Source organism: Pseudomonas sp. HN2-3, assembly GCF_020691745.1.
Classification (GTDB): domain Bacteria; phylum Pseudomonadota; class Gammaproteobacteria; order Pseudomonadales; family Pseudomonadaceae; genus Aquipseudomonas; species Aquipseudomonas capeferrum.
Window position 1 is genome coordinate 1,482,984 of sequence record NZ_CP085704.1, and the last position, 17,975, is coordinate 1,500,958.

The 17,975-nt window shown below is 62.9% G+C and carries 19 protein-coding genes and 1 tRNA gene; 10 read left to right on the top strand and 10 right to left on the bottom strand.

Annotation, left to right across the window (positions count from 1 at the left end):
• Positions 1–3 precede the first annotated feature (3 nt).
• Both LJX93_RS06720 and LJX93_RS06725 read left to right on the top strand, forming a co-directional pair.
• On the top strand, positions 4–1,158 hold the full coding sequence (locus tag LJX93_RS06720) for an MFS transporter (protein WP_186663032.1): 1,155 nt from the start codon (positions 4–6) through the stop codon (positions 1,156–1,158).
• A complete protein-coding gene (locus LJX93_RS06725) occupies positions 1,158–1,694 on the top strand; it encodes an oxidase (protein ID WP_033700647.1) in 537 nt (178 codons plus the stop codon). The genes LJX93_RS06720 and LJX93_RS06725 overlap by 1 nt, the downstream gene beginning before the upstream one ends.
• Before the next feature lie 58 nt (positions 1,695–1,752).
• Here the strand turns inward: LJX93_RS06725 and LJX93_RS06730 are convergent, their stop codons facing one another.
• Entirely contained in the window at positions 1,753–2,025 is a 273-nt protein-coding gene (locus LJX93_RS06730) for a DUF3509 domain-containing protein (RefSeq protein WP_033700646.1), read from the bottom strand.
• A gap of 266 nt (positions 2,026–2,291) precedes the next feature.
• Here LJX93_RS06730 and LJX93_RS06735 point away from each other — a divergent pair, with 266 nt between their 5' ends.
• Positions 2,292–2,816: an ankyrin repeat domain-containing protein gene (locus LJX93_RS06735; RefSeq protein ID WP_227696871.1), complete on the top strand. Its 525-nt coding sequence runs from the start codon at positions 2,292–2,294 to the stop codon at positions 2,814–2,816.
• A 59-nt stretch (positions 2,817–2,875) separates the two neighbouring features.
• Positions 2,876–3,406, top strand: coding sequence for a hypothetical protein (locus LJX93_RS06740; RefSeq protein WP_033700644.1), 531 nt, complete (start codon positions 2,876–2,878; stop codon positions 3,404–3,406).
• 122 nt (positions 3,407–3,528) lie between these two features.
• Here LJX93_RS06740 and LJX93_RS06745 read toward each other — a convergent pair whose 3' ends face one another.
• Positions 3,529–4,467 (bottom strand): ZIP family metal transporter, encoded by a 939-nt coding sequence (locus tag LJX93_RS06745; protein ID WP_033700643.1) that lies wholly within the window; start codon positions 4,465–4,467, stop codon positions 3,529–3,531.
• Positions 4,468–4,594: 127 nt separating this feature from the next.
• Between LJX93_RS06745 and LJX93_RS06750 the strand changes: the two genes are divergently transcribed.
• The 4 genes from LJX93_RS06750 to LJX93_RS06765 all read left to right on the top strand — a co-directional run bounded on the left by LJX93_RS06750 (position 4,595) and on the right by LJX93_RS06765 (position 8,057).
• A complete protein-coding gene (locus LJX93_RS06750) occupies positions 4,595–4,786 on the top strand; it encodes a PLDc N-terminal domain-containing protein (RefSeq protein ID WP_033700642.1) in 192 nt (63 codons plus the stop codon).
• A 288-nt stretch (positions 4,787–5,074) separates the two neighbouring features.
• Positions 5,075–7,147 carry an LTA synthase family protein gene (locus tag LJX93_RS06755; protein WP_033700640.1) on the top strand — a complete coding sequence of 691 codons (2,073 nt, stop codon included), beginning with the start codon at positions 5,075–5,077 and terminating at the stop codon, positions 7,145–7,147.
• Between the two features lie 158 nt (positions 7,148–7,305).
• Positions 7,306–7,542, top strand: coding sequence for a hypothetical protein (locus LJX93_RS06760; protein WP_033700639.1), 237 nt, complete (start codon positions 7,306–7,308; stop codon positions 7,540–7,542).
• A 182-nt stretch (positions 7,543–7,724) separates the two neighbouring features.
• Positions 7,725–8,057: a ribonuclease E inhibitor RraB gene (locus LJX93_RS06765; RefSeq protein ID WP_033700638.1), complete on the top strand. Its 333-nt coding sequence runs from the start codon at positions 7,725–7,727 to the stop codon at positions 8,055–8,057.
• A 38-nt stretch (positions 8,058–8,095) separates the two neighbouring features.
• On the opposite strand, the gene LJX93_RS06770 is transcribed toward LJX93_RS06765, so the two are convergent.
• Positions 8,096–8,896 carry a c-type cytochrome gene (locus LJX93_RS06770; RefSeq protein ID WP_033700637.1) on the bottom strand — a complete coding sequence of 267 codons (801 nt, stop codon included), beginning with the start codon at positions 8,894–8,896 and terminating at the stop codon, positions 8,096–8,098.
• Positions 8,897–9,424: 528 nt separating this feature from the next.
• Here LJX93_RS06770 and LJX93_RS06775 point away from each other — a divergent pair.
• Positions 9,425–10,156: an amidotransferase gene (locus tag LJX93_RS06775; RefSeq protein WP_227696872.1), complete on the top strand. Its 732-nt coding sequence runs from the start codon at positions 9,425–9,427 to the stop codon at positions 10,154–10,156.
• Between the two features lie 32 nt (positions 10,157–10,188).
• On the opposite strand, the gene LJX93_RS06780 is transcribed toward LJX93_RS06775, so the two are convergent.
• From LJX93_RS06780 to LJX93_RS06790, 3 genes are all read right to left on the bottom strand, one after another.
• Positions 10,189–11,160 carry a magnesium and cobalt transport protein CorA gene (locus tag LJX93_RS06780; RefSeq protein ID WP_033700634.1) on the bottom strand — a complete coding sequence of 324 codons (972 nt, stop codon included), beginning with the start codon at positions 11,158–11,160 and terminating at the stop codon, positions 10,189–10,191.
• Between the two features lie 63 nt (positions 11,161–11,223).
• Positions 11,224–11,943 (bottom strand): lysophospholipid acyltransferase family protein, encoded by a 720-nt coding sequence (locus LJX93_RS06785; RefSeq protein ID WP_033700632.1) that lies wholly within the window; start codon positions 11,941–11,943, stop codon positions 11,224–11,226.
• A gap of 80 nt (positions 11,944–12,023) precedes the next feature.
• A complete protein-coding gene (locus tag LJX93_RS06790) occupies positions 12,024–12,713 on the bottom strand; it encodes a crotonase/enoyl-CoA hydratase family protein (RefSeq protein WP_227696873.1) in 690 nt (229 codons plus the stop codon).
• A 289-nt stretch (positions 12,714–13,002) separates the two neighbouring features.
• Between LJX93_RS06790 and LJX93_RS06795 the strand changes: the two genes are divergently transcribed.
• A tRNA-Ser gene (locus tag LJX93_RS06795) sits at positions 13,003–13,092 on the top strand.
• Positions 13,093–13,218: 126 nt separating this feature from the next.
• Here LJX93_RS06795 and LJX93_RS06800 read toward each other — a convergent pair.
• From LJX93_RS06800 to LJX93_RS06815, 4 genes are all read right to left on the bottom strand, one after another.
• Positions 13,219–15,351, bottom strand: a complete 2,133-nt coding sequence (locus tag LJX93_RS06800) for a TonB-dependent siderophore receptor (protein ID WP_227696874.1) — start codon at positions 15,349–15,351, stop codon at positions 13,219–13,221.
• Positions 15,352–15,440: 89 nt separating this feature from the next.
• A complete protein-coding gene (locus LJX93_RS06805) occupies positions 15,441–15,821 on the bottom strand; it encodes a hypothetical protein (RefSeq protein WP_033700629.1) in 381 nt (126 codons plus the stop codon).
• Between the two features lie 61 nt (positions 15,822–15,882).
• Positions 15,883–17,094: an MFS transporter gene (locus tag LJX93_RS06810; protein ID WP_095064145.1), complete on the bottom strand. Its 1,212-nt coding sequence runs from the start codon at positions 17,092–17,094 to the stop codon at positions 15,883–15,885.
• Positions 17,095–17,185: 91 nt separating this feature from the next.
• Positions 17,186–17,935 (bottom strand): 3-oxoacyl-ACP reductase family protein, encoded by a 750-nt coding sequence (locus LJX93_RS06815; protein WP_033700627.1) that lies wholly within the window; start codon positions 17,933–17,935, stop codon positions 17,186–17,188.
• Positions 17,936–17,975: the final 40 nt, after the last annotated feature.

The following is a 17,975-nucleotide window of genomic DNA, read 5'->3' on the forward strand; positions in this document are numbered from 1 at the left end:
ACCATGCCCCCGATTCCCTACTGGCGCCTGTCCAGCTTCTACCTTTTCTACTTCGCCCTGCTGGGCTCCACCGCCCCCTTCCTGGCGTTGTACTTCGACCACCTGGGTTTCTCCCCGGCGCGCATCGGCGAGCTGGTGGCCATCCCCATGCTGATGCGCTGCATCGCGCCCAACCTGTGGGGCTGGCTGGGCGACCGTACCGGCCAGCGCCTGCTGATCGTGCGCCTGGGGGCGTTGTCCACCTTGGCCAGCTTCGCCCTGATCTTCTTCGGCAAGAGCTACGCCTGGCTGGCGCTGGTCATGGCCTTGCATGCGTTTTTCTGGCACGCGGTGCTGCCGCAGTTCGAGGTCATCACCCTGGCCCACCTGCACGGGCAAACGTCCCGCTACAGCCAGGTACGCCTGTGGGGCTCGATCGGTTTCATCCTGACCGTGGTCGGCTTGGGTCGGTTGTTCGAGTGGCTGAGCCTGGACATCTACCCGGTAGCCCTCGTCACGATCATGGCCGGCATCGTCGCCGCCAGCCTGTGGGTGCCCAATGCCCAGCCGGTAGAGCAGGGAGAGCGCAGCGGCGCGGGGGGCTTCGTGCAGCAGCTACGGGCGCCTGGGGTTATCGCGTTCTATGTGTGCGTGGCGCTGATGCAGCTCAGCCACGGGCCGTACTACACCTTCCTCACCCTGCACCTGGAGCACCTGGGCTACAGCCGTGGCGCCATCGGCCTGTTGTGGGCGCTGGGGGTGGTGGCCGAGGTGCTGGTGTTCATGGCCATGAGCCGGGTCTTCGCGCGGTTTTCCGTGCAGCGGGTGCTGCTGGCCAGCTTCCTGTTGGCCGCCGTGCGCTGGCTGTTGCTTGGCACCTTGGCGGATGACCCGGCAGTGCTCGTGCTGGCCCAGGTGATGCACGCGGCTACTTTCGGTTGCTTTCATGCCGCTTGCATTGCGTTCGTCCAGGCCAGCTTCGGCGCGCGCCAGCAAGGCCAGGGCCAGGCGTTGTACGCGGCACTGTCGGGCACCGGCGGTGCGCTTGGCGCCTTGTATTCGGGCTACAGCTGGAACCTGCTGGGGCCAGCCTTCACCTTTGGTATGGCCAGTGCCGCAGCCTTGGCCGCAGCCGTTATCATTGCCCTTTGTTCGCAATCGACCAGGACCCGCCACTGATGAGTATCCTCAGCGTTTTCCACCCGTCCAGCCCGGAGCTGCCGAACAAGCTGCTGACCCACCACGACGATATACAGGCCACGCTGGCCGAGCAGGGCGTGCGCTTCGTCCACCGCCCGCTTGAGCTAAGGGTTCGCCCCGGCAGCGCCACAGACGAGGTCATGGCCGCGTGCGGCGACTACCTCGATCAACTGATGACCGGCCATGGCAGTACGGTCTTCGCGGTACTCAACCGTGACGGCGCGGACCCGCTGCAGGCCGATGTGCGTGATGAACACGTGCATGACGCCGAAGAGGTGTTTGCGGTCGTCAGCGGGCGGGCGCAGGTGGGCTTGCGCCTGGGTGGGTTCGTGTATTCGGTGCTGTGCGAGAAGGGTGACCAGCTGGTGGTCCCGGCCGGCACGCGGCGCTGGGTAGAGCTGGGGGAGACGCCGTTCTGCGTGGCGTTGCGGTTGTTTGGCAGTGAGCAGGGGATGCAGGCGAGGCTTACTGGGGACGAGACTGCCCGAGCGTTCTTGGGCATCGACGAGCTGTGATACGTGTACCGGTTTCTTCGCGGAGCAAGTCTGCCCCGCGAAGAAACCGGCAAAAGAATCAGCGATAGGTCGGCAATGCAAACCGTTGCTGGCTCTGCAGCATGGTAATGACGGGCAGTTCGCTCGCCTGTTCAGCCAGGTCACGGCGAATGGCGCTGATCGCCCAGGACAGCTGCTCGGCGCTGTGCAGTTGCCCGTAGGTCAACACGCGGCGGGTAACCTTGCCATCAGCGGCACGCAGGGTCAGCAAGACACCACCATCGGGGCGGGGCTGGGTAGCGACCTGGTAGGCCGAAAACACCGAGACGAACTTTTCCTGGATGAGGTCCATATCAACTCCTGACTGTTGTGTGGCAGACGTGAGTTGATGGTTGCAGCGACCGTGCCAAAAAACTTTCTAGCTAAAAGTCCTTTAAAATCAATGTCTTGAGCTTATTTCGCCAGGGCTGTCTCGTGCAACCTGCATGGTCGTGCATTTTGCACAGTGCATTTTGCACGAGCCCTGAGTTAACTATCGGCTCGATAGAATCTGAACCTTTGACCCGCCGGGCTTGCCTGACAAAAAATTAGGCAATCATTTCTGCCAGGAGGTTCAACATGTCCACCCAACCCGCGCCCGCCGCCATGACCGATGACGAAACAGCGGCCTTTGCCGAGCAGGTCTTCGAGCGTGCCCGCCAAGGCGATGCCGACATGCTCGGGCGCTTGCTTGCCAGCGGTCTGCCGGCCAACCTGCGCAATCACAAGGGTGACACCCTGCTGATGTTGGCCAGCTATCACGGCCACCTCGACGCGGTTCGCGTGCTGCTGGAACACAGCGCCGACCCGCTGCTTGCCAATGACAATGGGCAACTGCCGATTGCCGGCGCTGCGTTCAAAGGCGACCTGGCGATGATCCGTCTGCTGCTGGAGCACGGCGTGCCGGTGGATGCCGCCGCCCAGGACGGGCGCACCGCGTTGATGCTGGCGGCCATGTTCAACCGCCGCGAGATCATCGACTACTTGCTGGCCCAAGGTGCCGACCCGGCGCGCCAGGATGCCCGTGGCGCCACCGCGCTGATGGCCGCGCAAACCATGGGCGCAGTCGATGCGGTAGCGCGCTTGCAAGCGCTGGCCGGCTAACCCTGAGGGGGCGTTTGCGGCTATCCTTGGCGACTTTTCACCCGCCGCAGGCCCCCTACATGAAAAACCAGTTGCTCGAACTCATCACCCTCATTGGCGCCGGCTGCATGCGCGAGGAAGACATCGAGCGCATCGCCGACGAGGCCGCACAGGCCTACGCCGACCCAGCCGCCTTCCTGGCGGCCAATCCGGACATCAACTACGACGACAGCTTCCCCATTGCCTTGGGTGAGTGGGTCGTGCTCGGCAGCCTGCCGGACACCGTGTTGTTCCAAGCAGACAGCTACCAAGAGCTGTTCCAGAACATCACCGATTCGTTCGACAAGAGCGTGCCATTCACCCTCAAAGCCAAGCAGCTGGCGCGCACCGAGCCGCTGACCGCACTCAATCGTATCCAGGTGCAGATGGGGGCCTTGAACAAGGAGGCTGGTGGTTATGTGCTGCTCAATTTCAGCCAGTTGCTGGATGATGAGTTGCAGATGGTGATGGTGGGCCAGCACGACTTGGCACGGGTGCAGGAGCTGGGGGCCGAAGTCGGGATCAAGGTCGAGCCGGCTTTGGAGGCTTTGAAGGTCGCGGTTCACGTTTGACCTGATCGCTTGCTGTACCGGCCTCTTCGCGGGACAAGCCCGCTCCCACAGGTTTAGTGCACCTTCAGACTTGTGGGAGCGGGCTTGTCCCGCGAAGAGGCCGGCACAGACAACCGAGCGCTTCAGCCCAGCGCGGTATCCAGGAACATCATCACCCCGAACCCGCCCATCAACCCCAGGGTCGCCGCCGTCTGGTGGCCGTTGCGGTGGGTTTCTGGAATCACCTCGTGGGACACCACGAAGATCATCGCCCCCGCCGCCAACCCCATGCTAATCGGGTAGGCCAAGGCGAAGCCGGTGGAAATGCCCAGGCCGATGACTGCGCCCAGCGGCTCCATCAAGCCCGAACCGATCGCCACCAGCGCCGCCTTCATGTTCGACAGCCCCGTGGCCCGCAGGGCCAAGGCCACGGCCAGGCCTTCAGGGATGTCCTGGATGGCGATTGCGCTGGTCAGCGGCAGGCCGATGTTCATGTCGCCATTGGCGAAGCTCACACCAATTGCCATGCCCTCGGGCAGGTTGTGCAAGGTAATTGCCAGCACGAACAGCCACACCCGGTTGATGCGTTCTGCCTCTGGGCCGCATCGGCCAGTGCTTTCATGTTCGTGCGGGGTGAAACGGTCCAGGCCCAGCATCAGCAGCACGCCCAGGCCCATGCCCAGCACCACGGTGAAGGCCGCCGCCGGGCCGTTGCCGGTGATCTCGCGGGCGGCGTCCAGGCCCGGCAGAATCAGCGAGAATGAACTGGCTGCCAGCATCATGCCCGCAGCAAAACCGAGCATCACATCCTGGGTGCGCGCGCTGACATCGCGCAGCACCACGGCCAGGACTGCCCCCAGGGCGGTGGCAGCAAAACCGGACAGGCCGCCCAGCAACGCCAGGTGCAGGTTGTCGGCATGGTCACCGCTGACCGCGTTCCACAGGCTCGCCGCCAGCAGCACGACGACCGCTAGCAGGCTCAAGCCCAGGCCGGCGCTGAGCCAGGGGGTGTTCACCACCTGTTGTCGCCAGGCGCTCAGCAACGAAGGGGAAGTGGCCGTTTCGGTATGGGCGGGTGGCATGCGAACCTCGAATCAGTGAATACAGGCAGTCTAAGCAAGGACCCGCGCAATCGGCCAAGGATTCCCTTCTATCGACGTGATAGCTGGCTATGCTGTGCTGCAACGTCTTTGCAGGGGAGTAACGGGCATGGGGTCCACATTCAATGGCCTGGTTGGGCTGATCATTCTGGCGCTGGATATCTGGGCGATCCTCAATGTGATCAAGAGCGGCAGCGAAGTGGGGGTCAAGGTGCTGTGGATTTTGCTGATCGCGCTGCTGCCGGTGATCGGGCTGGTGATCTGGGCGATTGCCGGGCCCAGGGGCAATATACGCATCTGACGCCCTGTGTGTAGGAGCGGCCTTGCGTCGCGAACGGGCTGCGCAGCGGCCCCGGCGATTTTTGCTGCGCCACAGAACCCGGGGCCGCTGCGCGACCCGTTCGCGACGCAAGGCCGCTCCTACACACGCACACACACACACACACAGGCAACGGTCGTGAAATAAGCAGAAATGCGGCCGTGACAAAATTTTCACATTGGTTTAAACAGAATCCGCACCCGCACAATGCTGCGTTGGTATAAGCCAGCGCCATCTCCGCAAACCCGCAATCCTAGGACCTTCCCATTCATGGCTAACACGGATGCCTTGAGACAGGGCGCGCGAGCGTCGTTCGCGCCGACCCTGAAATCCCACCTGGCCTACACGCTGCTCAGCGCCCTGGTCATCATGCTGATGCTCAGCCTCGTGCGCCTGGCGCTGTTGGTTTACAACAGCGACATGATCGGCGATACGCCCTATGCGACCGTCGCCGAAGGCTTCCTCAACGGGTTGCGCTTCGACCTGCGGGTGGTGGTGTACATCAGCATTCCGCTGCTGCTGGCCATTCTCAGCCCCTGGGCCATGGCCCGCCGTGGCGTGTTCCGGCTGTGGCTGACCATCGCCTCGAGCGTGGTGATGTTCCTCGGCCTGATGGAGCTGGACTTCTACCGCGAGTTCCACCAGCGCCTCAACGGGCTGGTGTTCCAGTACATCAAGGAAGACCCCAAGACCGTCATGAGCATGCTCTGGTACGGCTTCCCGGTGGTCCGCTACCTGCTGGCCTGGGTCGTTGGTACCTGGCTGCTGAGCCTGCTGTTCAAGGGCGTCGACCGCATGACCCGTGGCAGCCAGTCGGCCGGCGCTACCCTGCAGCGCCCTGCAGCAAAGTGGTACAACCGGCTGGCGGTGTTCATGGTGATCCTGCTGGTGGCCGTGGTTGCTGCCCGTGGCACCCTGCGCCAGGGCCCGCCGATGCGTTGGGGTGATGCCTTTACCACCGACTCCAACTTCGTCAACCAGCTTGGCCTGAACGGCACCCTGACCCTGATTGACGCAGCCAAGAGCCGCTTCGGCGAAGACCGCGCCAATATCTGGAAGCCTGTGCTGGACCAGCCGCTGGCCACGCAGACCGTGCGCGAGCAACTGCTGACCGCCCACGATACCCTGGTCGACGCCGACGAGGCTGCGATCCGCCGTGACTTCGTACCGCCAGCCGAGCGCACCCTGCCGATCAAAAACGTCGTGGTGATCCTCATGGAGAGCTTCGCCGGCCACTCGGTAGGCGCCCTGGGCAGCCCCAACAACATCACCCCGTACTTTGACAAGCTGGCCAAAGAAGGGTTGTTGTTCGACCGCTTCTTCTCCAACGGCACCCATACTCACCAGGGCATGTTCGCCACCATGGCTTGCTTCCCCAACCTGCCAGGCTTCGAATACCTGATGCAGACCCCGGAAGGCGGCCACAAGCTGTCTGGCCTGCCGGCACTGCTCAGCGCCCGCGACTACGACGATGTGTACGTCTACAACGGTGACTTCGCCTGGGACAACCAGTCCGGTTTCTTCGGCAACCAGGGCATGACCACCTTCATTGGCCGTAACGACTTCGTCAACCCGGTGTTCTCCGACCCGACCTGGGGTGTGTCCGACCAGGACATGTTCGACCGTGGCGCCGAGGAACTGGCCAAGCACGACGGCAAGAAGCCGATCTATGCGCTGCTGCAGACCCTGTCCAACCACACCCCGTACGCGCTGCCCAAGGACCTGCCGGTAGAGCCGGTCACCGGCCAGGGCCGCCTGGACGAGCACCTGACCGCCATGCGTTACTCCGACTGGGCCCTGGGCCAGTTCTTCGAGAAGGCGCGCAAACAGCCGTACTTCAAGGAGACGCTGTTCGTCATCGTCGGTGACCACGGCTTCGGCAACCACCAGCAGGTCACCGAACTGGACCTAGGCCGCTTCAACGTGCCGCTGCTGCTGATTGCCCCGGGCATCCAGGAGAAGTTCGGTGCGGTCGACCACACCGTCGGTACCCAGGTCGACATCGTACCGACCATCATGGGCCGCCTGGGTGGCCAGACCCGCCATCAGTGCTGGGGCCGCGACCTGCTCAACCTGCCTGAGGGCGACCAGGGCGTTGGCATGATCAAGCCGTCGGGCAGCGAGCAGATCGTTGGCCTGGTGCAGGGTGACCGCATCCTCATCGAGTCCAAGGACATGAGCCCGCGCATGTACCGCTACCAACTGGGCAGCGAGTTCAAGGCCGAGCTGATCGAAAGCCCGGACCAGCCGGAAATGCTGAAAAAGCTTGAAGCGTACATCCAGACCGCGACCAAGAGCCTGTTGGACAACACCGCAGGTGTCGTGCACGGCACACCGAAGTAACGCTGCAACAGGGGCCGCCGTGCGGCCCCTCGTCGGCAAGTGTGGAAGCGGCCCGAACGCCACCACAGAGTCCTGCCAACTGAACAATTGCCCCCGCCCAAGGTCAAGCTATACAGACGTCACACACCCGGCGTTGTTTGATTGAGAGGGCTCGTCCAATGAAAGAGTGGGAAGTCATCTTTGCCGACCAGAAAGGCGAACCGACGTCATTGAAGCTGCGGGCCGAGCAGTGCCCCAGCGAAGAAGACGCGGCCCGTGCTATTCGCTCGCAGCTGTTTCCGGTCATGGATGAGCTGGACCTCAACGACTTCCAGGACCGCACAGTATCCCCCACGGCACGCTGGCTCAAGGAGCAAACTGGCGTGACCATCACCGATATTCACGAAGCGCCCTGATCCGTGCGTTGACGTGGTGCCTGCCCAGGCACTACGCTGGAGCCAGGTGCCAGCCTTTTCTGCGGGCCGGCACCTTTCAATTCGCGTCTTGCATCAGCTCTATACAACTCGATCTGCCCGGCACCGCCGGCAGGTACGTAGTGCCCGGAAAGTCTATCCATTGCTTTGCAGGAGGACGATTCATGAGCAGCCAGAACGACGATATCAGCAGCAATGTCCTGCGCCAGATGAAAGCTGGCGGTTTCGATTTCACCCGTATCCATCCCATCGAGTTCTACGCAGTATTCCCAGACGAAGCCGGCGCACGTCGTGCAGCCGGGCAATTTCGTGGCGAGTCCCTCAACGCCCAGGTGCGCGAAATGAAAGACGGCGCCTGGTACCTTGAACTGAGCAAGGTCATGTATGCCACTTATGGAGGGATTGGCGACTTCGAAGATACGTTCGAGCAGCTCGTGTCACCCTACGGCGGCGAAGTCGAAGGGTGGGGTGTCAAGCACGAGCGGTTGTGCGCCTGACACTCATGGACCGGGGGCTGCCAAGCAGCCCCAGCATCTCAGCGCTTGCGCCCAGCCATATGCCCCAGATAAGCCAATAGCGCATCCAGCTCCTGGTCGCTCAGCACACCCTCTGTAAACCCCGGCATCTTCGCCTGTGGCCAGCGCCGCAGGCTCTGTGGGTCACGTATCAGCTGGCGCAGAAACGCCGGTTGGAAGTACTCGGTAGGGTTGTGCGGCAGGTTCAGGTCCGGCCCCAGCTGGGCGTCACCTGCACCATTGAGGCGGTGGCAGGCCAGGCAGTTCTGCTGGAACAGCGCAAAGCCCTGGCGCACCGGGTGCTCGGCCGGCAGCTTCGGGTCTGGCAATAGCGCGGGGAAACGCTGTTCGACCGAGGCCAGGCGGCGGATGGTGGCGATCTGAAACGGCCATTGTTCCGGGCGTATGCCACTGGCTTGCGGTGCCGTCCATACCAGATAGAACGGCCCGGCACTCGGTTTGCCTTTGCCCAGCCCTGGCCACGGTTTGGCGGGGTCTTCGATCGCCAGCCAGGCACGTGCCGGCCCTTCCTGCAGCAGTGGGGCGGCGGGCATTTCGGCAGCAAAACCATCCAGGGCCACGGCTTGCAGGTGGGCGCTGGCGCCTACCCCCTGCAGCAACGCAGCCAGGGGTACGGCCCGATAGTGCATGGGGCGCTTATAGGAAACGTCCTGCTCGATGCGGATGTCCTGGGCCTGCGGGTGGCCAAGCAGTTCAGCGCTGCTCCACTGGCGCGAGTGTGCACCCGCCTCCAGGTGCAGCTGCGCCGCCGACAGTGGCAGGCTCAGTAGCAAGGCGAGTAGGGCAAGGCATTGGCGCATGGTTAATCTCCGACCATCAAGGCCGGCAGGTTACCTGTGCGTTGCCTGTTGGCGCCACAGCCGCCGTCAGCCGAACAAACGTGTCAGGTTCGGCAGGATCAGCAGTAAAGTCGTGGCAAAGACAATGAGCCCCGCTTGGCGTATTTTTGATTGTCTGAACATGGCGGACCGCCTTCTTGTTGTTATTCCTGAATACCCGTTGGCTTCCTTGTCGCGTCTCGGGTCGATCGCAGTGGCGACTGTTGTCGCCTGGTCTGCTTGCCTCTTGAACGTGCATATACAACCAACAGTAGGGTGTGTGGCATCCATGTTTGAGAACCCTTTGTTCTAATTGTAAGGTCAGTTAATTTCATTGCGTTATGAGGCCAATTGCCAGCTGGCTGGCATGCTCTCACTAGACCGCTGCGTTGGCGCCAACGATACGCCGGCAAAATATGACCGTTCGTCAGTGCGGCCTACTTGCTTGTACGTGCCTTTCGCGGCAGTCTCTACAGCAGATTCCCACCCATGTCGTTCAGGACTATCCCTATGTCGTTACGCATCTGCATCCTGGAAACCGATGTCCTGCGACCGGAGTTGACGGCGCAGTACCACGGCTATGGCAGGATGTTCGAGCAGCTGTTCTCGCGTCAGTCGATCGCCGCCGAGTTTCGTGTGTACAACGTGATGAACGGCGACTACCCCGCCGACGATGAAGTGTTCGATGCCTATCTGGTGACTGGCAGCAAGGCCGATTCGTTCGGTTCCGATCCGTGGATCCAGCAACTCAAGGCCTACCTGTTGAAGCTTTACGCACGCGGCGAGAAGCTGCTGGGCGTCTGTTTCGGCCATCAACTGCTGGCCCTGACCCTGGGTGGCAAGGCTGAACGGGCGGAGCAGGGCTGGGGGGTGGGTATCCACCGTTACTCACTGGCGGCACATGCGCCGTGGATGGACCCGCAGATGTCCGAGCTGACCTTGCTGATCAGCCACCAGGACCAGGTGACCGAGTTGCCGCAAGGCGCTACCGTAATTGCCTCCAGCGACTTCTGCCCAAACGCCGCCTACCACATTGGTGACCAGGTGCTGTGCTTCCAGGGGCATCCGGAGTTCGTGCACGACTACTCCAAAGCGTTACTGGATGCGCGCCAGGCGTATCTGGGCGATGAGGTTTACCACAAGGCCGTGGCCAGCCTGGCCACCGAGCATCAGGGCGACCTGGTGGGGGAGTGGATGTTGCGGTTTATTGAGCAGCCGGTGAACAAGGGTAATCTGGCGTGAGGGTTTGGGGTCGCCAAGCGGCCCCGGCAATCTCACAACCAACCCGATTTCTTGAAGCTGGCATACAACCCCGTGCACCCCAGCCCAATCACCCCCAGCACGCCAAAATACCCGTACTGCCACCCCAGTTCGGGCATGTTCTGAAAGTTCATCCCATAGATCCCGGCAATCGCCGTAGGGAAGGCCAGTATCGCTGCCCAGGCCGCGAACTTGCGCTGCACGATGCTCTGGCGCGACGACTCCAGCAACATGCCGATCTCGATGGTCTGGCTGGCGATATCGCGAATGCCAGCCAGGTCCTCCATCTGCCGCGTAACGTGAATTTGCACGTCGCGAAAGTAAGGGCGCATGTTCTTGTCGATGAACGGGAAGCTCAAACGCTGCAGTTCCTCGCTCACCTCCACCATCGGCGCCACGTAGCGGCGTAAGCGCAGAATATCGCGGCGCAGGCTGTGCAGGCGACGGATGTCATCTTCCTGCAGCGAGCCACCGAGCACGCTCTGCTCCAGCTCCTCGATCTCGCCATGAATGGCTTCGCTGACCGGTTGGTAGTTCTCGGTCACAAAATCCAATAGCGCGTACAGCACGAAGTCCTCGCCGTGTTCCAGCAGCAAAGGCCGCGCCTCGCAGCGTTGGCGCACCAGGGCATAGGATTTGGAGTGGCCGTTGCGACAGGTGATGATGTAGCCATTGCCGGCGAAGATGTGGGTTTCGATGAACTCCAGCTTGCCCTCATGACGCACCGGCGAATAGGTGACGATGAACAGCGCGTCGCCAAAAGTTTCAAGCTTGGGCCGGCTGTGTTTTTCCAGGGCATCTTCGATGGCCAGCTCGTGCAGGTTGAACTGGCGCTGCAGGGTGGCCAGCTCCTCGGCGTTGGGCTCCTCCAGGCCGATCCAGACGAAGTGGCCAGGCTTGCACGCCCATTCGCTGCCTTCGTCGATGCTGATATTGGTGACTTTTCTGCCGGCGCTGTACACCGCCGATGCCACGACTCGACCCATGGTTGTCCACTTATTCGGTTGAACACGGTTTACAGCTTGGGCTGTAAGGCGCTTGAGGGCAACCTAGTGGCTCGCCAGTTCAGCTTCCATGCGGTCGATGCACTGCTGCATCTGGCTGCGGCACTGCTCGATCAGTGCGGGGATGTCCCGCTGGCTCAAGCCTGCCGTGGCAATCGGTGGCAGCGAGCGCACGATCACCGTTCGCCGCCGCCAGCTGTTCAGGCTCAGGCGCCGGGCATAACGGCTGACGCACACTGGCACGATCGGCACGCCGGCTTCGATGGCCATGTGGAAGGCGCCTTTCTTGAAGGCCAGCAGGTGCTCGTCCGGGTTGCGGGTGCCCTCCGGGAAGATCCAGATCGAGGTGTCGTTATGCAGAACATGCGTGGTCTTTTGCAGTGCCTTGCGCGCCTGGTAGGGGTTCTTGCGGTCGACCAATACGTTGCCGCCCAGCCAGAACAGCTGGCCGAACAACGGGATCCAGCCCAGGCTCTTCTTGCCGATGGCCACGGTGCGCTTCGGCACCACCTGGCCAATGACGAACAGGTCGAAATTGGACTGGTGGTTGGCGACGATGACGCACCCGGGAGGGTGATCGAACAGCGGGCCGACTTCGGCCTTTAGCCGGATACGCATCAGCCAGGTGGCCGGCACGCTATAGAGCCGGGCGAAGAGCCGGCTGTTGTCGGGGTTGAAGGGGCGGCACAGGCCGATCACCAGGCCTATGCCGCCCACCAGCAGAAAATGCAGGCCTAACAGGAGCATGCGCAACGAATAAAGCATGACGAGACTCACACCAGACAGTCGAATTCCAGTGTACGACTGTACACTGGAAGAGGCAAATGTCGGGGTGGGTCTTTGGCTTAACCCATCGGGTTCTGGTCCAGCTCGATGGCTTTATCCAGGGCATCGAGCAGGCCCTTGCGCACCTTGAGCTTGGTGTTCTTGTGCGCGAGCATGTTCAGCTTCTTCAATTCACGGGCAGCGGCCAGCGCTGCTTCGTGCAGTTGCTCGGCCGGCACCACCTTGTCGAGGAAGCCGGCGTCCAGCGCCCCTTGCGGGTCGAAGATCTCGGCATTGATCACCGAGCGGTGGAAGGCCGAGCGGCGCAGGCGGTCACGGGCCAGCTCGATGCCGGCATGGTGCATGGTCATGCCGATCTGCACTTCGTTCAGGCACACCTTGTACGGCCCTTCGACGCCGATGCGGTAGTCGGCCGACAGCAGCAGGAAGGCACCTTTGGCCACGGCATTGCCAGGGCAGGCGACGATCACCGGGAACGGGTGCGACAACAGGCGGCGGGCGAGGGTGGAGCCGGCGGTGACCAGGCTGATCGCTTCTTTGGGGCCGGCGGTCATGACCTTGAGGTCGTAGCCGCCAGAGAGTATGCCCGGCTGCCCGGTGATGATGACCACGGCACGTTCCTGCTCAGCGCGGTCGAGGGCGGTGTTGAAGGCGATGATGACATCCGGCGAGATGGCGTTGACCTTGCCGTTGTTCAGGGTCAGGGTGGCGATGCCGTCTTCGGCGTGGTAGGTAATCAGCTCGCTCATGGCAGAGTCCTTTGGGTGGCGTGCTTGCGACGTTACCCAGCACTGCCTGCCAGGTAAAGCAGCAAGGCTGACTGGCCGGTCAGCGTTTGCCCGGCATGCCTTGGCGCGCCGGGGCAGGGCCTGTGCAGGCGGTAAAAGCGCAGGCGAGAATGGCAGCATTGCCCTGGCGACCTCGGGTTTTCAGTGAATTTGCATAAACGCATGAAATTTCTGAAAAAAATGCTTGCCAAAGAAAAGCTCTTCCACTAAATTAGCGCGCCTCGACAGGCTGAAAGGCTTGAAGAGAAACGGTGAAGTGTCCGAGTGGTCGAAGGAGCACGCCTGGAAAGTGTGTATACGAGAAATCGTATCAAGGGTTCAAATCCCTTCTTCACCGCCACATTCTACAAAAAGCCCCCGCGCTGAAAAGCGCGGGGGCTTTTTGTTTTCACAGCACTAATGGCGCTGCTGCGTGGCCCCTTGCCATCCTGTGGGGGCGAGTAACCCCGCCCCCACAGGCGGTTGATCAGTAGCTCACGGATGCCGACAAGCGTGCCGTGCGCGGCGCGCCCTGGAACAGGTAGTTGTCCCCCAGGTAATCCCCCACATCGCGCCAGTAGCGTTTATCGAACACGTTATCCACGGTCAACCGCAGCACCGTGTCATACCCCCCGATGCGCGTGCGGTAACGGCTACCCACATCAAAGACGGTATAACCTCCCACCTCGACATTGCCCGCCTGGCTGGCATATTTGCTGGCGCTGTAGCGCGCACCTCCGAGTAACGCCAGGCCCGGTACCGGCAGGCTGTATTCGGCCTGCAGGGCCGCACGCAGCTTGGGCACGTTGATGGCCTGGTGGCCTTCGTAAGCATCGGTCCCGCTGTTTTTTACCCGCGCGCGGATGGCGGCGGCGCTGGCCTGAACCTGCAGGTTCGAGGTCACCCAGCCGCTGGCACCCAGCTCCAGGCCGGTGTTCTTCTGTTGGCCTTGCTGGACGTAGGTGAAGTTACCCTCGCCATCCGGGCGTGCGTATTGGTACGCCTGGCGGATCTGGAACAGCGCGGCAGTGAAACTTAAGCCCTGCCAGTCACGCTTGATGCCCAGCTCCAGTTGGCGAGACAAGGTCGGGGCGAGGATTTCGGCAGCGTTGCTGGCAAACCAGGGGGCGGTGCCACCGGCCGACAAGCCTTTTGAGTAGCTTGCGTACAGCGTGGTGTCCGGGCTCGGCTTGTAGATCAGCGCGGCATTGGGCAGCAATTGGTACTGACGGGTATGGCGCCCGGCAACACCGGTTTCGTCCCAGGTTTTTTCGTCCAGGCGCACTTCGCGAGCGCCGATCACGGTCTGCCACTGCTCGTTGAAGCTGATGCGATCATTGACGAACAGACCGTACTGGCGGCTGTCCAGGCGTCGCTCGCTTGAGCCGATCGGCTTGTCGGAGGGGGCGAGGGCTGGCGCGCCGGTGTAGATGTTGCCGGTGCCCAGCCACTCGTTGTAATAGGGCCGTTGATCCACGGTACGGCGTTGGGCGCTGCCACCGACTGTCAGGTCGTGCCCCACGCCCAAGGCATCGAAGCGGCCATTGAGCGTGGCTTGTGCCTCATCGGTGCGGCGCGTGTCATCCGGGCTGCGGTAGTCATAGATGTCGTAGTCGCCATTGCTGGCGAAGAACGCGCCCTCGCTCGAGCCCCACGCAAACGCGCTGTAATCGTCGATCACCACCTTGCTGCGCGATGCACTCAACGTCCCGGTCCATGTCTCGCTGAAGCGGTATTCGAAGCGCCCACCCAGGTTCAGCGAATCGTTCTGCACCGGCTTGGCCCACTGTTGGTAGGCCAGGCGATCATCCGGGTCGATACCGTGGGGCACCTGCGTGCCGCCGAGCAACTGGTAACCGGGAACCGAGCGCTGCTCGCGGTGCTGGTACTCGGCGTCCAGCTGCAAGGTAGCATCCGGGTTGATCTGCCAGTCAAAGGCCAGCGAGGCGAAGTCGCGCTTGCCGTCGGCATGGTCGACATAGCTGCGGATGTCCTCATGGGCCAGGTTGGCGCGCAGGCCGAACTGCCGCTCACTGCCGAACCAGCCGCCCAGGTCGGTGGCCAGGTAGCGCTCGCCCTGTTCGTTGGTCGACACCGTCACGCTACGCACGTCTTCGGCGCGTTTGGTCACGTAGTTGATCAGCCCGCCAGGCTCCGAAACGCCACTCAGCAGGCCGGACAAGCCCTTGAGCAGCTCCACTTGCTGCTTGTTTTCCAGGGCCACGTTCTGCTCGCCAGCGAGGGTCTGGCCATTGATCCGGTAGCTGCTGGCGGCATTGAGCGCGAAGCCGCGTACGTTGAAGTTTTCGTAATAGCCGATGGGCGCATAGCTTTCACCCACCGAGGCATCGCTTTGCAGCACTTCGCTGAGCTTGCGCACCTGGCGGTCCTCCAGCAGTTGCTGGCTGAACACGCTGACTGAGGCCGGGGTGTCGAGCAGTGGCGCGGCCTGCAAGCCTGCTACCGACGCCTCGCGTACCTGGTAGCCGTCGTCGCCATAGCGGTCGGAAACCCGCAGTGGCTCCAGCATGACGCTGTCTTCGGCAAGACCATGAGGGCAATGCAAGGCCAGGCCCAGGCTGAGCAAGCTCAGGGGCAGGCGGGGGCGAAGCGGGGGCATGCGGGGCTCCTGAAGGCCGGTACGGGCCGTGAAAAAGGCGGCATCTTAACAGTCGCCTTCACCCTGAAACGATCAGGGCCTCGCGATATTCAGTGGTTGCTGGCCGGGCGCTTGTGCTGGCGCCAACTGTCGTCGATCTTCGACCAGGTCTTGCCATCGGTGACGGCCAACAGTTTGCGCCCATCCTTGAAGGTGGCAAGGAAGGTGGCTTCTTGCTCCTTGCCGCCCAGCCAGAGCCCGGCCAGCAACCCCACCGGGCCGGCCACCAGGGCGCCCGCCACACCCCAGCCGAGGGCAGTGCCCAGGCTGCGGCTGGACTCCAGGCTGGCCAACCTGAGGTCGCTGATGCGCGTGAGGGAGATCCGCTCGCCCGGCGAAGGGCTGCGCGGGGTCTTGAGTGTGAGCGATCCGTTGCGATACTCGCCTTCACCTTGCAAGAAATCGCCGGATTGCACCGTGAGTCTTGTCATTGGGTCGTCCTGTCAGAAGGGCATTGTCCAGCGCCTACTGAGCGCTGCCTGCCCTGGCAAGTCAACGGCCAAGCGACGGAGGGTAGTGCGTTGCAGTGTCGCGGCTCAAGCGCTTGCGCTCGGCCAGCGCCCAGGCCAGCAGCGCCACTGTACCGATCACCAGCCCGGCAACGACGATGCCGATCCAGCCTTGGCGCTGGAACAGTTGCGTGCCCAGCAGCGACCCCAGCGCACCGCCGATGAAGTAACAGGTGATGTAGCCGGCATTGAGCCGCGTGCGTGCCTCTGGCCGCAGCGCGATCACCGCATTCTGGTTGCTGACGTGCACCAGTTGCACTGCCAGGTCGAGCATCAGCACCCCCAGCAGCAGGGCCGGCAGCGAGTATTCGGCAAAGCCCAGCGGCACCCACGACAGCAGCAGTACCACCAACCCCACCGTGGTGCCCAGCGAGCCCTTGCCGCGGTCAGCGAGGCGCCCGGCCCAGTTGGCCGACAGTGCCCCCGCCGCGCCGGCCAGGCCGAACAGGCCGATTACCGCATCCGAGTAAAAGTAAGGCTCTTGTGCCAGCAAAAATGCCAGCGGTGTCCAGAACAGCGCGAACAGGCTGAACGCCAACAGGCCGAGCAACGCCCGCAGGCGCAGCACCGGTTCTTCGTAGAACAGGCGGAATATCGAGCCGATCAGCGCCGGGTATTTCAGCCCGGCAGGGTTGTGATGCTGCGGCAAGCTGCGGTACAGGGCCAGGGCAGTGATGGCCATCAGCACGGCGGCCAGTACGTAGATACTGCGCCAGCCCCCCAGTTCAGCCATGAAGCCGGCCGCCGTGCGGGCCAGCAGGATACCCAGCAACAAGCCGCTCATCAGGGTGCCGATCGCGCGCCCGCGCTGATGCGGCTCACTCAGGGTTGCGGCCATGGGTACCAGGATCTGCGCCACCACCGAGAACAGGCCGGTCAGCGCGGTGCCCAGCAGCAACCACGGCAGGTTCGGCGCGCAGGCGCTGATGACCAGGCCGAGGGTGGCGATGGCGGTCATCACAGTGATCAGGCGGCGCTGTTCGAACAGGTCGCCCAGCGGTGCCAGCAACAGCAGGCCGGCGCCGTAGCTGAGCTGGGCGGCGATGACGATGCTGCCGGCGCTGGCGGTACTCAGCCCGAATTGCTGGGCGATGCTGTGCAGCAACGGCTGGGCATAGTAGTTGCTGGCCACGGCCAGGCCGGTGGCGGTGGCCATCAGCAGAATCAGGGCGCGACTGAGGGTTGGGGTGTTCATGGGGATCTCGAGGGCAGGGGGCTTTATTCTAGGGCCGGTAGGGGTAGGGCAGTTGAGTTTTAGTGCCCTGCACCCCGCCGCCTTCACCACATCAAGCCGCAAAGCCACCATCGGCCGTCAAACTGGCCCCGGTGATATACCCCGCCTCCGGCCCCGCCAGGTAAGCCACAAAACTGGCAATCTCATCCACCTGCCCATAACGCCCGATCGCCATCAGCGGTATCAGGCTTTCGGCAAACTCGCCGCTGGCCGGGTTCATGTCGGTGTCCACCGGGCCGGGCTGCACGTTGTTGACGGTAATGCCCTGCGGGCCAAGGTCGCGGGCCATGCCCCGGGTCAGCCCCACCAGTGCCGACTTGCTCATGGCATAGGGTGCACCACCGGCAAACGGCATCCGCTCGGCGTTGGTGCTGCCAATATTGATGATGCGCCCACCCTGGCCCATGTAGCGCACGGCTGCCTGGCTGGCGACGAACACACTGCGCACGTTCACCGCCAGCATGCGGTCGAAATCGGCCAGGTCGAACTCGGCAATCGGCGCCACGGTCAGCACGCCGGCGTTGTTGACCAGGATGTCGAGCCCACCGAAGGCCTTGGCGGTGTCATCCACCGCCAACTGCACGGCTGCGGCGTCGGCGCTGTCGGCCCGCAGGGCCAGGGCCTGGCCGCCGTTGCCGATGATTTCCTGGGCCAGCTGTTCGGCCGGGCCGGCCGAGCTCACGTAGGTGAAGGCAACCCGTGCGCCTTCGCGGGCCAGGCGGCGGACGATGGCCGCGCCAATGCCACGGGAACCGCCTTGGACCAGGGCAACTTTACCGTCGAGTGGGAGTTGTTTGGACATGCTGATCTCCTGCTGGGAAGCAAGGCCGAATGCCTTGGAT

Excerpts from the sequence above, each read along its gene's own strand:
- LJX93_RS06720 (WP_186663032.1), top strand. The coding sequence starts at position 4 with ATGCCCCCGATTCCCTACTGGCGCCTGTCCAGCTTCTACCTTTTCTAC.
- LJX93_RS06725 (WP_033700647.1), top strand. The coding sequence starts at position 1,158 with ATGAGTATCCTCAGCGTTTTCCACCCGTCCAGCCCGGAGCTGCCGAAC.
- LJX93_RS06730 (WP_033700646.1), bottom strand. The coding sequence starts at position 2,025 with ATGGACCTCATCCAGGAAAAGTTCGTCTCGGTGTTTTCGGCCTACCAG.
- LJX93_RS06735 (WP_227696871.1), top strand. The coding sequence starts at position 2,292 with ATGTCCACCCAACCCGCGCCCGCCGCCATGACCGATGACGAAACAGCG.
- LJX93_RS06740 (WP_033700644.1), top strand. The coding sequence starts at position 2,876 with ATGAAAAACCAGTTGCTCGAACTCATCACCCTCATTGGCGCCGGCTGC.
- LJX93_RS06745 (WP_033700643.1), bottom strand. The coding sequence starts at position 4,467 with ATGCCACCCGCCCATACCGAAACGGCCACTTCCCCTTCGTTGCTGAGC.
- LJX93_RS06750 (WP_033700642.1), top strand. The coding sequence starts at position 4,595 with ATGGGGTCCACATTCAATGGCCTGGTTGGGCTGATCATTCTGGCGCTG.
- LJX93_RS06755 (WP_033700640.1), top strand. The coding sequence starts at position 5,075 with ATGGCTAACACGGATGCCTTGAGACAGGGCGCGCGAGCGTCGTTCGCG.
- LJX93_RS06760 (WP_033700639.1), top strand. The coding sequence starts at position 7,306 with ATGAAAGAGTGGGAAGTCATCTTTGCCGACCAGAAAGGCGAACCGACG.
- LJX93_RS06765 (WP_033700638.1), top strand. The coding sequence starts at position 7,725 with ATGAGCAGCCAGAACGACGATATCAGCAGCAATGTCCTGCGCCAGATG.
- LJX93_RS06770 (WP_033700637.1), bottom strand. The coding sequence starts at position 8,896 with ATGCGCCAATGCCTTGCCCTACTCGCCTTGCTACTGAGCCTGCCACTG.
- LJX93_RS06775 (WP_227696872.1), top strand. The coding sequence starts at position 9,425 with ATGTCGTTACGCATCTGCATCCTGGAAACCGATGTCCTGCGACCGGAG.
- LJX93_RS06780 (WP_033700634.1), bottom strand. The coding sequence starts at position 11,160 with ATGGGTCGAGTCGTGGCATCGGCGGTGTACAGCGCCGGCAGAAAAGTC.
- LJX93_RS06785 (WP_033700632.1), bottom strand. The coding sequence starts at position 11,943 with ATGCTTTATTCGTTGCGCATGCTCCTGTTAGGCCTGCATTTTCTGCTG.
- LJX93_RS06790 (WP_227696873.1), bottom strand. The coding sequence starts at position 12,713 with ATGAGCGAGCTGATTACCTACCACGCCGAAGACGGCATCGCCACCCTG.
- LJX93_RS06800 (WP_227696874.1), bottom strand. The coding sequence starts at position 15,351 with ATGCCCCCGCTTCGCCCCCGCCTGCCCCTGAGCTTGCTCAGCCTGGGC.
- LJX93_RS06805 (WP_033700629.1), bottom strand. The coding sequence starts at position 15,821 with ATGACAAGACTCACGGTGCAATCCGGCGATTTCTTGCAAGGTGAAGGC.
- LJX93_RS06810 (WP_095064145.1), bottom strand. The coding sequence starts at position 17,094 with ATGAACACCCCAACCCTCAGTCGCGCCCTGATTCTGCTGATGGCCACC.
- LJX93_RS06815 (WP_033700627.1), bottom strand. The coding sequence starts at position 17,935 with ATGTCCAAACAACTCCCACTCGACGGTAAAGTTGCCCTGGTCCAAGGC.